This window comes from Citrobacter sp. wls706, from assembly GCF_005281305.1.
Taxonomy (GTDB): Bacteria; Pseudomonadota; Gammaproteobacteria; order Enterobacterales; family Enterobacteriaceae; genus Citrobacter; species Citrobacter werkmanii.
This window is the reverse complement of the sequence record NZ_SZXG01000004.1, coordinates 151,880-165,252: the sequence shown is the minus strand read 5'-3', so window position 1 is coordinate 165,252 and position 13,373 is coordinate 151,880. Positions and strand designations below refer to the sequence as shown.

Sequence of the window (13,373 nt, the reverse complement as noted above, 5' to 3'; positions counted from 1 at the left end):
ACCTCTTCTGAAACCTGTCTGTCCTTCCTTTCGCAGTGTATCATTCTGTTTAACGAGACTGTTTAAATGGAATAATCATGAATACTTTACGCATTGGCCTGGTGTCCATTTCTGACCGTGCTTCCAGCGGCGTTTACCAGGATAAAGGTATCCCGGCCCTTGAAGAGTGGCTGGCATCAGCCCTTACGACCCCTTTTGAGCTGCAAACGCGGTTGATCCCGGATGAACAGGCGATCATCGAACAGACCTTATGCGAGCTGGTTGATGAAATGAGCTGTCATCTGGTGCTGACGACCGGCGGAACGGGTCCGGCACGTCGCGACGTAACGCCAGACGCTACGCTGGCCGTAGCTGACCGCCAGATGCCAGGTTTTGGTGAGCAAATGCGCCAGATAAGTCTGCACTTTGTGCCAACCGCAATCCTTTCCCGTCAGGTTGGGGTGATTCGCAAACAGGCGCTGATCCTGAATCTGCCTGGGCAGCCGAAGTCGATCAAAGAAACGCTGGAAGGCGTGAAAGATGCCGAGGGTAAGGTAATTGTGCCAGGTATCTTTGCAAGTGTACCGTATTGTATACAGCTGTTAGATGGGCCTTATGTCGAAACTGCACCGGCAGTTGTAGCATCTTTTCGCCCTAAAAGCGCAATACGCGATACAAACGCCTGAAAGTAGACTATTCGTGATATAAGTAACAATGAAGGTGGAGTATTGAATTGTTTACGATATAGTAATTTTTGCTTTACATATATCGACAGACATAATCAATTACTCCACTGACTCATGGTTTGCTATGTCACAACACACTCGACCGCTAAATCGCCAGGATTATAAAACCCTTACGCTTGCTGCTCTCGGCGGGGCGCTTGAGTTTTATGATTTCATTATCTTCGTCTTCTTTGCCGCTGTTGTTGGCGAACTTTTCTTCCCGGCAGATATCCCTGAATGGCTACGTCAGGTACAAACCTTCGGCATTTTTGCCGCCGGATACCTGGCGCGCCCATTGGGCGGCATCATTATGGCGCATTTTGGCGACCTGGTCGGACGCAAGAAAATGTTTACCCTGAGCATTTTGCTGATGGCGATACCGACGCTGGCGATTGGTTTGTTGCCTACCTATGCCTCCATGGGGATCCTTGCGCCGTTACTGTTATTACTGATGCGCATTTTGCAGGGGGCTGCCATTGGGGGAGAAGTGCCGGGGGCGTGGGTGTTCGTGGCGGAACACGTACCGGAGCGTCGCATCGGCATTGCCTGTGGAACGCTGACCGCCGGGCTGACGGTGGGGATTCTGCTGGGTTCGGTGGTTGCAACGCTGGTGAACACCAGCCTGACGCAGCAAGCGGTGCATGACTACGGCTGGCGTATTCCTTTCCTGCTGGGCGGCGTGTTTGGGCTGGTGGCGATGTATCTGCGCCGCTGGCTGCAGGAAACGCCTATCTTCCTCGAAATGCAGCAGCGTAAAGCGTTGGCACAAGAGCTACCGGTGAAGTCGGTGGTGAGCAAACATAAAAAAGCGGTGGTCATTTCCATGCTGCTGACCTGGCTGTTATCGGCCGGGATTGTGGTGGTGATCCTGATGTCGCCAGTCTGGTTGCAAAAGCAGTATGGCTTTGCGCCAGCATTGACGTTACAAGCCAACAGCGTCGCGACCATTATGCTGTGCGTCGGTTGTCTGCTGGCCGGGTTTATTGTCGACCGGGTTGGCGCCAGCAAAACCTTTATTGTCGGTAGCCTGCTGCTGGCCTGTTCGAGCTGGTTTTTCTATCATCTGACCGGTAGCCATCCTCAGCATTTGTTCCTGTTGTATGGGCTGGTGGGCTTGTGCGTTGGCGTGGTGGGGGCAGTGCCTTATGTCATGGTACGAGCGTTTCCAGCGGAAGTCCGCTTTACCGGTATCTCGTTTTCTTACAACGTTTCGTACGCCATTTTTGGTGGTCTGACGCCAATCGCCGTGACGATGTTAATGAGCGTGTCGCCAATGGCTCCTGCCTGGTATGTACTGGCGTTATCGCTGGTGGGATTAGGACTGGGGATTTGGCTGCGACAGGATATTTATCATCGCGATACCAGCGTGCAGGGAGAGTTACAGCGCTTGTAAGGAATATCCCCCCGTTCGGGGGGATAGCGTCAGATTAGTGTGTTTCACCAATCGGCAGGATGGTACGGCCAAACTGTTCGTTCAGCACTTCGCCCATCGCCAGGTAAATGGCGCTTGCGCCACACACTAAGCCAACCCAGCCAGCAACGTGGATGATCGCTTCGTTACCTGCAATGTTGCCCACGGCCAGCAGTGCGAACAGCACCGTCAGGCTCAGGAAGACAAACTGTAGCGCACGAGCAGCTTTCAGCGTGCCGAAGAACATGAACAGTGTGAACACGCCCCACAGACCCAGGTATACGCCCAGGAACTGGCCGTTGGTTGCATCCGCCAGGCCCATTTTCGGCATGATCAGGATCGCAACCAGCGTCAGCCAGAACGAGCCGTAGGAGGTAAAGGCGGTTAAACCGAAGGTGTTGCCTTTTTTATATTCCAGCAGCCCGGCAAAAATTTGCGCGATACCGCCGTAGAAAATGCCCATCGCCAGAATAATAACGTCAAAGGCGAAGAAACCCGCGTTATGCAGGTTAAGCAGAATGGTGGTCATGCCAAAGCCCATCAGGCCCAGCGGTGCCGGATTAGCCAACTTAGTGTTGCCCATAATTCCTCAAAATCATCATTGATTGAATGGTGAAATAGTTTCCCCAAATAACGATCACTGTCTTCGGGGCGCGGCATAATAATCAGGGGAGAGGGCACTGTCTATGATCTAACGAAGGGAAAATGAATTATTTTCCCTGTGATGGGCATCACGCTTGTGCGCTGTTGATCATTCTGCGCAGACAGGCGATTTGTAGCACCGCCGGAATCGTCACGCGATAGGCGCTGCCGCTCACCGCTTTAACCCCGTTTAAAGCCGCGCCGACCGGGCCGCCAAGCCCAGCACCGCGTAGCAATCCATGCCCAATGACGCTCACTGCGGCATGGGTACGCAGGATCTGAGTGAGTTGGCTGGAGAGCAGGTGAGAAATGCCAGTCGCCAGATGGCGATCCTTCATCAATAGCGGCAGTAACTCTTCCAGTTCAGAGACTTTTGCATCGACCGCCTGCAGAAATTCCTGCTTATGCCCGGCATCCATTTTTTGCCAGGCATTCCGTAGAAAGTGTTCCAGCAAATATTGTTCAATTTCGTACGTGGACATCGCTTTGTCGGCTTTAAGCTTCAAGCGCTTCGAAACATCCAGCAAAATCGCCCGATACAGCTTTCCATGGCCACGAAGTTTATTGGCAATGCTGTCGCCACCATAATGCTGAAGTTCTCCGGCGATCAGTTGCCAGTTGCGGCGGTGCTGTTCCGGGTGTCCTTCCATCGATTTAAATAATTCGTTGTGGCTCAGAACGCTCGACAGACGGGCTTTCCCTTTTTCATTATGCGTTAACAGGCGAGTAATCGTGGCGAGTTGTTCCTCACTGCAATGCTGCAGAAAGTCGAGGTCGTCGTCATGCAAATACGTGACATTCATGTTTTCTATGGCTTCTGAATAAAAGGGCGGAATTAGTCGTCGCCGATGACTTTAAGCGTCGCCATGTCAGAGGAGTTTACCGACTGGCCTGAAAAAGTAATTTTGGATACGCAGCGTTTGTTGTCGTTGTCGCTATTAATGTTGATCCAATTGGTGGTTTGTCCCTCTTTAATGGAAGACGGGACATTCAGGCTTTGGCTGGAGGTGCGCGCAGCTTTGAAGTAAACGGATGCGCCGTTAAGGTTAATATCGCCTCGATCGGCGGTGAGTTGAATACGTTTCACCACCCGACAAACGGGAATTTTGAGCGTGAGATCGTTGGTTGCATTGCGGGGCATAGCAATCATCCCCAGAACTTTATGATCGTTAGCGTGCGCGGCGCTGCTCAGCAGCAGACCCATAAGCAGGCTGGCGGAAAGGGTTAAAACGGATTTCATGGAATTTCTCTTTGACGGCTGCAAAAGTGTGTGGCTTCGCGCTATTTTACCGCCGACATAAAAACGATTCATTCACGTAATCTTTTCTTTTTATTACAATTTTTGTGTGAATGACAGCACCGTATTAATCGGTTTTATGAATTAATTTTGATTGGCGATTATTCATTTTTTGTAGTTTTGTGCCTTTTTTCGGCAAATTTATTGCTTCTGCGCTAAAAAAAATTTTCATGCCCCCCTTGATGAAGTGGGTTACGACCCCACTTAGTAGTCAACCGCAGTGGTGAGTCTGAAAAAAAACGATTCAGGGTAGTTGAAACCGCACGTTTCGCCCTTATTACAGATTCACAACCACATGATGACCGAATTTTTAGTGGAGACGTTTAGATGGGTAAAATTATTGGTATCGACCTGGGTACTACCAACTCTTGTGTAGCGATTATGGATGGCACTACTGCACGTGTGCTGGAGAACGCCGAGGGCGATCGCACCACGCCTTCTATCATTGCTTATACCCAGGATGGTGAAACTCTGGTTGGTCAGCCGGCTAAACGTCAGGCAGTGACAAACCCGCAAAACACCCTGTTTGCGATTAAACGCCTGATTGGCCGCCGCTTCCAGGACGAAGAAGTACAGCGTGATGAAGCGATCATGCCGTACAAAATCATCGGTGCTGACAACGGTGATGCATGGATTGACGTAAAAGGTCAGAAAATGGCACCGCCGCAGATTTCTGCTGAAGTGCTGAAAAAAATGAAGAAAACGGCTGAAGATTACCTGGGTGAACCGGTAACTGAAGCAGTTATCACCGTACCTGCATACTTTAACGATGCTCAGCGTCAGGCAACCAAAGACGCCGGTCGTATCGCAGGTCTGGAAGTAAAACGTATCATCAACGAACCAACCGCAGCTGCGCTGGCTTACGGTCTGGATAAAGAAGTCGGCAACCGTACTATCGCGGTGTATGACCTCGGTGGTGGTACTTTCGATATCTCTATTATCGAAATCGACGAAGTTGACGGCGAAAAAACCTTCGAAGTTCTGGCAACCAACGGTGATACCCACCTGGGTGGTGAAGACTTCGACAGCCGTATGATCAACTACCTGGTTGACGAGTTTAAGAAAGATCAAGGTATCGACCTGCGTAATGACCCGCTGGCGATGCAGCGTCTGAAAGAAGCCGCTGAGAAAGCGAAGATCGAGCTGTCTTCCGCTCAGCAGACCGACGTGAACCTGCCGTACATCACTGCAGACGCGACTGGTCCGAAACACATGAACATCAAAGTGACCCGTGCGAAACTGGAAAGCCTGGTTGAAGACCTGGTTAACCGTTCTATCGAGCCGCTGAAAGTTGCTCTGCAGGACGCCGGCCTGTCTGTTTCTGATATCAACGACGTTATTCTCGTTGGTGGTCAGACGCGTATGCCGATGGTCCAGAAGAAAGTTGCTGAGTTCTTCGGCAAAGAGCCGCGTAAAGACGTTAACCCGGACGAAGCTGTAGCAATCGGTGCTGCCGTTCAGGGTGGTGTATTGACTGGTGATGTGAAAGACGTGCTGCTGCTGGACGTTACCCCGCTGTCTCTGGGTATCGAAACCATGGGCGGCGTGATGACGCCACTGATCGCGAAAAACACCACTATACCGACCAAGCACAGCCAGGTGTTCTCTACCGCTGAAGACAACCAGTCTGCGGTAACCATCCACGTGCTGCAGGGTGAACGTAAACGTGCTGCCGATAACAAAGATCTGGGTCAGTTTAACCTGGATGGTATCAGCCCGGCTCCGCGCGGTATGCCGCAGATCGAAGTAACTTTTGACATCGATGCCGACGGTATCCTGCACGTTTCCGCGAAAGATAAAAACAGCGGTAAAGAGCAGAAGATCACCATCAAGGCTTCTTCTGGTCTGAACGAAGAAGAAATCCAGAAAATGGTTCGCGAAGCAGAAGCGAACGCAGAATCTGACCGTAAGTTTGAAGAGCTGGTTCAGACCCGTAACCAGGGTGACCATCTGCTGCACAGCACTCGTAAGCAGGTTGAAGAAGCAGGCGACCAACTGCCGGCTGACGACAAAACTGCCATCGAGTCTGCACTGACCGCGCTGGAAACTTCTCTGAAAGGCGAAGACAAAGCGGATATCGAAGCGAAAATGCAGGCGCTGGCACAGGTTTCCCAGAAACTGATGGAAATCGCTCAGCAGCAGCACGCACAGCAGCAGGCTGGTGCAGCAGGCGCTGATGCTTCTGCAAACAACGCGAAAGATGACGACGTTGTCGACGCTGAGTTTGAAGAAGTGAAAGACAAAAAATAATCGCCCTTTGAACGGGTAATTACTGGCACGGGCGAAGAGGTTTCCTCTCCGCCCGTGCACGCATGTTAGGGGCAGATAAAAAGAGATGGCTAAGCAAGACTATTACGAGATTTTAGGCGTTTCCAAATCAGCGGAAGAGCGTGAAATCAAAAAGGCCTACAAGCGCCTGGCCATGAAATATCACCCGGACCGTAACCAGGGTGATAAAGAGGCCGAAGCCAAGTTCAAAGAGATCAAAGAAGCCTACGAGATCCTGACCGATGCGCAAAAACGCGCGGCTTACGATCAGTACGGTCATGCCGCGTTTGAGCAAGGCGGTATGGGCGGCGGCGGCGGTTTTGGCGGCGGGGCTGACTTCAGCGATATCTTTGGTGACGTGTTTGGCGATATCTTTGGCGGCGGTCGTGGTCGTCAGCGCGCCTCACGTGGTGCTGATTTACGTTACAACATGGATCTCACTCTGGAAGAAGCCGTGCGTGGCGTCACCAAAGAGATCCGTATTCCGACGCTGGAAGAGTGTGACGTCTGCCATGGCAGCGGTGCGAAGGCAGGTACTCAACCGCAGACCTGTCCAACCTGTCACGGTTCCGGCCAGGTGCAGATGCGCCAGGGCTTTTTTGCCGTACAGCAGACCTGTCCACATTGTCAGGGGCGCGGTACGCTGATTAAAGATCCGTGCAATAAATGCCACGGTCATGGTCGCGTTGAGAAAAGCAAAACGCTGTCCGTTAAAATCCCGGCAGGCGTTGACACTGGCGATCGTATTCGTCTGTCTGGCGAAGGTGAAGCTGGTGAGCATGGCGCGCCAGCAGGCGATTTATACGTTCAGGTGCAGGTAAAACAGCACCCAATTTTTGAGCGTGAAGGCAACAACCTGTACTGTGAAGTGCCGATTAACTTTGCGATGGCAGCGCTGGGCGGCGAGATTGAAGTCCCAACGCTGGACGGTCGCGTGAAGTTAAAAATTCCGGGCGAAACGCAGACCGGCAAACTGTTCCGCATGCGCGGAAAAGGCGTGAAGTCGGTTCGCGGTGGCGCTCAGGGCGATCTGCTGTGCCGTGTAGTTGTTGAAACCCCGGTTGGTCTGAATGACAAGCAGAAGCAACTGCTGAAAGATCTGCAGGAAAGTTTCGGCGGTCCCACCGGAGAAAACAACAGCCCGCGTTCCAAAAGCTTCTTCGACGGTGTGAAGAAATTCTTTGACGATCTGACGCGCTAATTCTCGACTCAGAAATCTTCGATTAAAAGCCTGGGACTGAAATGTTTCAGGCTTTTTTATTTCTGTTTTCCGTTCGGAAAATCTTTGTCGACTTTAATTTATTGGATCGTAAAAACCGAATCATTCATCATAAATAATCTAATTTTAACGAGCTTTTTGAGGGTGTAAGATAGTATTTACGAAGTATTCACCTAATAGAGAGAATAAAAGTGAAACATCTGCATCGTTTTTTTAGTAGTGACGCCTCGGGGGGCATCATCCTGATCATCGCAGCCGTCGTCGCTATGTTGATGGCAAATATCGGGATCACCAGTGGATGGTACCACGCCTTTCTGGAAACGCCCGTTCAACTGCGGGTTGGCGCGCTTGAGATCAACAAAAATATGCTGCTGTGGATCAATGACGCGTTGATGGCGGTGTTCTTCCTGTTGATTGGTCTGGAGGTAAAGCGCGAGTTAATGCAGGGGTCGCTGGCCAGTCTGCGTCAGGCTGCATTTCCGATCATTGCCGCTATCGGGGGGATGATTGTCCCGGCGCTGCTGTATCTGGCATTTAACTATGCTGACCCTATCACTCGTGAAGGGTGGGCGATCCCGGCTGCAACGGATATCGCTTTTGCATTAGGCGTGCTGGCACTGTTGGGCAGTCGTGTTCCGTTGGCGCTGAAAATCTTCCTCATGGCGCTGGCGATTATCGATGATCTTGGCGCTATCGTGATCATTGCGCTGTTCTACACCAGCGATCTCTCGCTGCTGTCGCTGGGCGTTGCTGCGTGCGCCATTCTTGTCCTGGCGGCCTTGAATCTATGTGGCGTGAGACGTACCGGGATTTATATTCTGGTGGGCGTGGTGTTATGGACTGCGGTACTGAAGTCCGGCGTGCATGCGACGCTGGCTGGCGTGATCGTCGGTTTCTTCATTCCGTTAAAGGAAAAACACGGACGTTCACCGGCAAAGCGTCTGGAGCATGTTTTGCATCCGTGGGTGGCATACCTGATCCTGCCGCTGTTTGCCTTCGCTAACGCGGGTGTCTCACTGCAGGGTGTCACCATTGATGGGCTGACCTCCGTATTACCGTTGGGGATTATTGCAGGTCTGTTGATTGGTAAACCCCTGGGTATCAGCCTGTTTTGCTGGCTGGCGTTACGCTTAAAGCTGGCGCAATTACCTGAAGGAACGAATTTCCAGCAGATCATGGCGGTTGGGATTCTGTGCGGTATTGGCTTTACGATGTCAATTTTCATCGCCAGCCTGGCGTTTGGTAATGTCGATCCTGAGCTGATTAACTGGGCGAAACTGGGGATCCTGATTGGCTCCTTGCTGTCGGCGGTAATTGGTTACTGCTGGTTACGCACCCGGTTAAACGCATCCGCCTGACAGGATAACCCTTTCGTGACAATTTTCAGGGAGAGAGTATGTCTCATATAAATTACAACCACCTGTATTACTTTTGGCATGTTTATAAAGAAGGTTCGGTGGTTGGTGCAGCAGAAGCGCTTTATCTGACACCGCAGACCATTACCGGGCAGATCAAAGCGCTTGAAGAACGTTTACAGGGAAAGTTGTTCAAGCGGAAGGGGCGTGGGCTGGAGCCAAGCGAGTTGGGCGAGTTAGTCTTTCGTTATGCGGATAAAATGTTCACGTTAAGCCAGGAAATGCTGGATATCGTGAACTACCGCAAAGAGTCTAACTTGTTGTTTGATGTCGGTGTGGCGGATGCACTATCCAAACAGCTGGTCAGCCGTGTGTTGGATGCCGCGGTGGTGGAAGATGAACAAATCCATCTGCGTTGTTTTGAATCAACGCACGAGATGCTGCTGGATCAACTCAGCCAGCATAAGCTGGATATGATTATCTCTGACTGTCCGATTGATTCTACGCAACAGGAAGGGTTGTTCTCGGTGCGCATAGGCGAATGCGGCGTGAGTTTTTGGTGCACCCAGCCTTTGCCTGAGAAGCCGTTTCCGGCCTGCCTGGAAGAGCGTCGATTACTGATTCCTGGACGTCGTTCGATGCTCGGTCGTAAGCTGTTGAACTGGATTAACTCACAAGGCTTGAACGTTGAAATCCTCGGCGAGTTTGATGACGCAGCGCTGATGAAAGCTTTTGGTGCAACGCATAACGCTATATTCGTTGCCCCGACGCTCTATTCGAACAACTTCTATGCCGATGATTCGATTGTTGAGATTGGGCGCGTGGAGAATGTGATGGAGGAGTACCACGCTATATTTGCGGAAAGGATGATCCAGCATCCGGCGGTGCAGCGTATTTGTAATGCGGACTACTCGGCGTTATTTAAGCTGCAGTAGACATCAACACGGTAAGACTTCCGGCTGCGGGCAATTACCGCAGCCGGAATCAATCTACAACCTCAGTAGGCTACGGTATTGCCCACCTTCGCGAATAAATACCGGAATTCTGTTCAGTGGCGTAGCGTAATGCAGCGTCTGCCCTCCTGAATAGCTTTCCCCGGTCGCAAGATCTGTCCACTTTTCCCCTTCCGGTAGCCAGACATCACGCTCGCGCATGCCTTCATGCATCACCGGTGCAATCAGCAGATCGGGACCAAAACAGTATTGGTCGGCGATCTCCCAGCTTTTAGCCTGCTCAGGAAATTCAAAAAACAGGGTGCGCATCACCGGCGCATTGCGCTCATGCGTTTCTGCCATCAGCGCCTTGATGTAGGGTTTCAGCTTTTCACGCAAGGCCAGGCAACCCGTTAATAGATCGTAAACGTCTTCGCCATAGCTCCAGACTTCATTCGGTGCTCCAGTCGGGCATTGAGCAATGCCATCCCGATACGGTTGTTCAGGCAAAATTTGCGGATCGCGATTGCCGTGCAGGCGCATCACCGGGCTAAAGACGCCCCACTGAAACCAGCGGATCAACAGTTCATGAAAGCGTGGATCGTGAATATTGCCGCCATGAAAACCGCCAATATCCGTGGTCCACCACGGGATACCCGCAATCCCCATATTGAGTCCGGCGGCAAACTGATTGCGCAGCGATCGAAACGAGGAGTGAATATCACCTGACCATACCAGCGCGCCGTATTTCTGACTCCCCGCCCAGGCACAGCGCAGCAGATTGATAACCTTGTCTTCGCCATCGGCTTTCATGCCGTCAAAAAAGGTTTTGGCATACATCCGCGGGTAGATATTGCCCACTTCCAGTACCGGACCGGCGTGGTAGCGATAGTTGTCGTAGTCGTAAACGCTGAATTCAGGCTCGGCCTCATCTAACCAGAACAGCTTCACGCCTTTATCGTAATAATTGCGCTTGGCTTTGCCCCAGACATAGTCGCGAGCGCCCGGATGGGTGGCATCAAAGAAAGTGGTATTCCCGAGGAAATCCATATTGATCGGCAAGCCACGCTCCGTTTGCACCAGCCAGCCGTTTTCACGCATCTCCCGATAGCTTTCGGTGCGGTTATCTACCGTTGGCCAGACGGACACCATCAGCTCGATACCCAGTGATTTCAGTTCGGCGATCATGGCGTCGGGATCGGGCCAGTCGCGCGGGTCGAACATCCAGTCACCTTGATTCGGCCAGTGGAAGAAGTCGATAACGATAACCGAAATGGGCAGATTGCGCTGTTTATACTCGCGGGCGACCGCCAGCAGTTCTTCCTGGGTACGATAACGGAGTTTGCACTGCCAGAAACCCATGGCGTAATCCGGCATCATCGGCGGCGTGCCGGTTGCGAGCGCGTAAGCCTGGCTGATTTCCGCTGGCGTATCACCTGCGGTGATCCAGTAGTCCAGTTGTTCGCTGACCTGAGCTTCCCATTCGGTAAGGTTGTGGGCGAAGGTTACGCGGCCTACGGCCGGGTTGTTCCATAAAAAACCGTAGCCCAGACTGGAGAGCATGAACGGTACTGAGGCCTGGGAATTACGCTGTGCCAGCTCAAGCACGCACCCTTTGAGATCCAGATTGGCTTGCTGATACTGGCCCATGCCATAAATTTTTTCGTCTTCGGCGGCTTCGAAACGGGCTTTAATCGCATATTTTCCACCCTGAATAGGGCGAAATTCGCGCCCCTCAAGGTTAAGTGCGCTGACGTACTGGCCGTGTGAAGATTCGTCCTCGCCGATTTCTCCCCGCAGACGCCAGAACTCCTGTAGTAAACATTTATGGGGATGGCGGTAAAAGCTGATTTGGCCCTTTTGATTGACGATAGCGATAATCTTGCCGTTAGTCAGCGTGGCCTGCTTTTGGTCGTAGACGATATGGCAGGCGCTCTCCGCCACCGGCTCCGTTAGCGCCCAGTCTTCATTTCTCATAACCGGCAGATGACGGCCGCTACGCACGCGCAGGCTGTTCTCGCCCCAGGGTTCAATCCATAAATAGCGATCGTTTTGCTGCCAGACCAGACGATGCGGGTCTTGTTGCAAAAATGGCATGGTGGTTTCTCCCATATTTGGCTGGTAAAGATAAGAACGTTAGTGATTGATCGTTTCCAGATCGCGGCGAACCTCGTCTTCCATGGCTTCATATTTACGGAAGAAAAGCAGGGGGATTGCTGCGAGCGTGAAGAGGAGGGCGGGCGCCCAGATAAAAGCCCAGGTTATCCCTTCCAGGCCTGTAGCGCTCTGCGCATGGTTAGGGACGTAGCCAAAACTTTTCATGATCCAGGCGGCAAAAGCGGTACCGAGACCACTGCCCATTTTGATGCAGAAGGTGCTGCCAAAGGCGATAAGAATGCCGGTAGCTTTGACACCCGTCTTCCATGCGCCAAAGTCGACGGCGAATCCGAGCATGGCGAAGGGCATTGAGCAGGCGATACCGCTACCGATATTGCCCAGAACCCAGGCGGCAATCAGCATTGGAATGTTATCCGCAGCCAGCCACATCATCACACCGCCAAACGTAGCGACCAGCAGACCGCCGATCCAGATCCAGGTTTTAGAGAGGTATTTGCTAAAGAAAGGGATGGCGATGATAAACAGGATCTGAATCGTCGCCAGGCTGTTGATTAGCGGGACCAGATCTTTGCGAACCAGGTTGTAGGTCAGATAGTAGACAATGGTCGTTGAGCGCTGCTGAAGCGCTACCCAGAAGATCAGATTAGCCAGCACCATCAGGATCCATGGCCAGTTGCCTTTCATAGCCGCGAAACTTTTTTTCATCGGCAATCTTGGCTCTTGCTGTATTTTATCCGCATCCATTTCACGAATGTTTTTAAACGCAAAGAGCGTTAGCGCGCAAGATATAATGGCAAATGTAATTGCCGTATAAATAAAACCCGCATGGTCATCACCGTTACCTAAAAAAGCGACTAACGGTAAGGCGGTTGCGTTCATTAATAAAACCCCTATTTGCCCGCCGGTCATTCTCCAGGAATTTAAGACCAGCCGTTCCTTGGGGGATAGGGTCATTAAGGGCAATATTGCACTGAGCGGGGTGTTAAGTCCGGTAAATAAAATACTGGCTATCATGTAGGATATTGCTGCATATATGGCTTTTCCGGTCATACTGATATCAGGAGACCAAAATGAAAGCGCGCTGAATACGGCAAAAGGCAGCGGTAACCATAAAAACCAGGGACGGCATTTACCGTAGCGTGAACGGGTCTTGTCGATGATGATCCCCCAGATTGGAGCATCTACGCCATCAACAATACGCGCCAACAGCAGGATGACACCCGCTACGGCGAGGCTGATACCGGCAACGTCTGTGTAGAAATATAGAATGTATGTTGAACCGAAACAGTACAGCAGATTTCCCGCTACATCTAAAGAACCGTAGCTAATTCGCTGTAGTAAAGATAATGATGTTGACCCGCAAGACTGGGTATCCTCAATAACAGAACTCATAATGATAACTCCGATATTGGTGCGATACGCCCAGA

Annotated in this window: 11 protein-coding genes; 6 read left to right on the top strand and 5 right to left on the bottom strand. The window is 51.6% G+C overall.

Annotated elements, in window-relative coordinates; translation table 11 throughout:
- Window positions 1-77: 77 nt before the first annotated feature.
- Both mog and FDW92_RS00880 read left to right on the top strand, forming a co-directional pair.
- Window positions 78-665, top strand: a complete 588-nt coding sequence (gene mog, locus FDW92_RS00885; protein WP_038637056.1) for a molybdopterin adenylyltransferase — start codon at window positions 78-80, stop codon at window positions 663-665.
- A gap of 124 nt (window positions 666-789) precedes the next feature.
- Window positions 790-2,097 carry an MFS transporter gene (locus tag FDW92_RS00880; protein ID WP_003829746.1) on the top strand — a complete coding sequence of 436 codons (1,308 nt, stop codon included), beginning with the start codon at window positions 790-792 and terminating at the stop codon, window positions 2,095-2,097.
- A 34-nt stretch (window positions 2,098-2,131) separates the two neighbouring features.
- Here FDW92_RS00880 and satP read toward each other — a convergent pair whose 3' ends face one another.
- The 3 genes from satP to FDW92_RS00865 form a co-directional block, all read right to left on the bottom strand.
- Window positions 2,132-2,698 carry an acetate uptake transporter gene (satP, locus tag FDW92_RS00875; protein WP_042312473.1) on the bottom strand — a complete coding sequence of 189 codons (567 nt, stop codon included), beginning with the start codon at window positions 2,696-2,698 and terminating at the stop codon, window positions 2,132-2,134.
- A 148-nt stretch (window positions 2,699-2,846) separates the two neighbouring features.
- A complete protein-coding gene (gene msyB, locus FDW92_RS00870; RefSeq protein ID WP_042312471.1) occupies window positions 2,847-3,560 on the bottom strand; it encodes an acidic protein MsyB in 714 nt (237 codons plus the stop codon).
- 32 nt (window positions 3,561-3,592) lie between these two features.
- Complete coding sequence (locus FDW92_RS00865; protein ID WP_042312469.1) at window positions 3,593-3,997, bottom strand: DUF2541 family protein; 405 nt, start codon at window positions 3,995-3,997, stop codon at window positions 3,593-3,595.
- A 384-nt stretch (window positions 3,998-4,381) separates the two neighbouring features.
- On the opposite strand from FDW92_RS00865, the gene dnaK reads away from it, so the two are divergent.
- The 4 genes from dnaK (at window position 4,382) to nhaR (ending at window position 9,831) form a co-directional block, all read left to right on the top strand.
- The gene (gene dnaK, locus FDW92_RS00860) at window positions 4,382-6,304 is read left to right on the top strand and encodes a molecular chaperone DnaK (protein WP_042312465.1); all 1,923 of its coding nucleotides are present in this window, start codon (window positions 4,382-4,384) and stop codon (window positions 6,302-6,304) included.
- Window positions 6,305-6,389: 85 nt separating this feature from the next.
- Entirely contained in the window at window positions 6,390-7,523 is a 1,134-nt protein-coding gene (gene dnaJ / locus FDW92_RS00855) for a molecular chaperone DnaJ (RefSeq protein ID WP_003018956.1), read from the top strand.
- 209 nt (window positions 7,524-7,732) lie between these two features.
- Window positions 7,733-8,899 (top strand): Na+/H+ antiporter NhaA, encoded by a 1,167-nt coding sequence (nhaA, locus tag FDW92_RS00850; protein WP_042312462.1) that lies wholly within the window; start codon window positions 7,733-7,735, stop codon window positions 8,897-8,899.
- 38 nt (window positions 8,900-8,937) lie between these two features.
- Window positions 8,938-9,831, top strand: coding sequence for a transcriptional activator NhaR (gene nhaR, locus FDW92_RS00845; protein ID WP_006686630.1), 894 nt, complete (start codon window positions 8,938-8,940; stop codon window positions 9,829-9,831).
- A gap of 54 nt (window positions 9,832-9,885) precedes the next feature.
- Here nhaR and FDW92_RS00840 read toward each other — a convergent pair whose 3' ends face one another.
- Together FDW92_RS00840 and FDW92_RS00835 are read right to left on the bottom strand one after the other, a co-directional pair.
- A complete protein-coding gene (locus FDW92_RS00840) occupies window positions 9,886-11,925 on the bottom strand; it encodes a glycoside hydrolase family 31 protein (protein ID WP_042312458.1) in 2,040 nt (679 codons plus the stop codon).
- A 39-nt stretch (window positions 11,926-11,964) separates the two neighbouring features.
- The gene (locus FDW92_RS00835) at window positions 11,965-13,338 is read right to left on the bottom strand and encodes an MFS transporter (protein ID WP_042312455.1); all 1,374 of its coding nucleotides are present in this window, start codon (window positions 13,336-13,338) and stop codon (window positions 11,965-11,967) included.
- Between the last annotated feature and the right edge of the window lie 35 nt (window positions 13,339-13,373).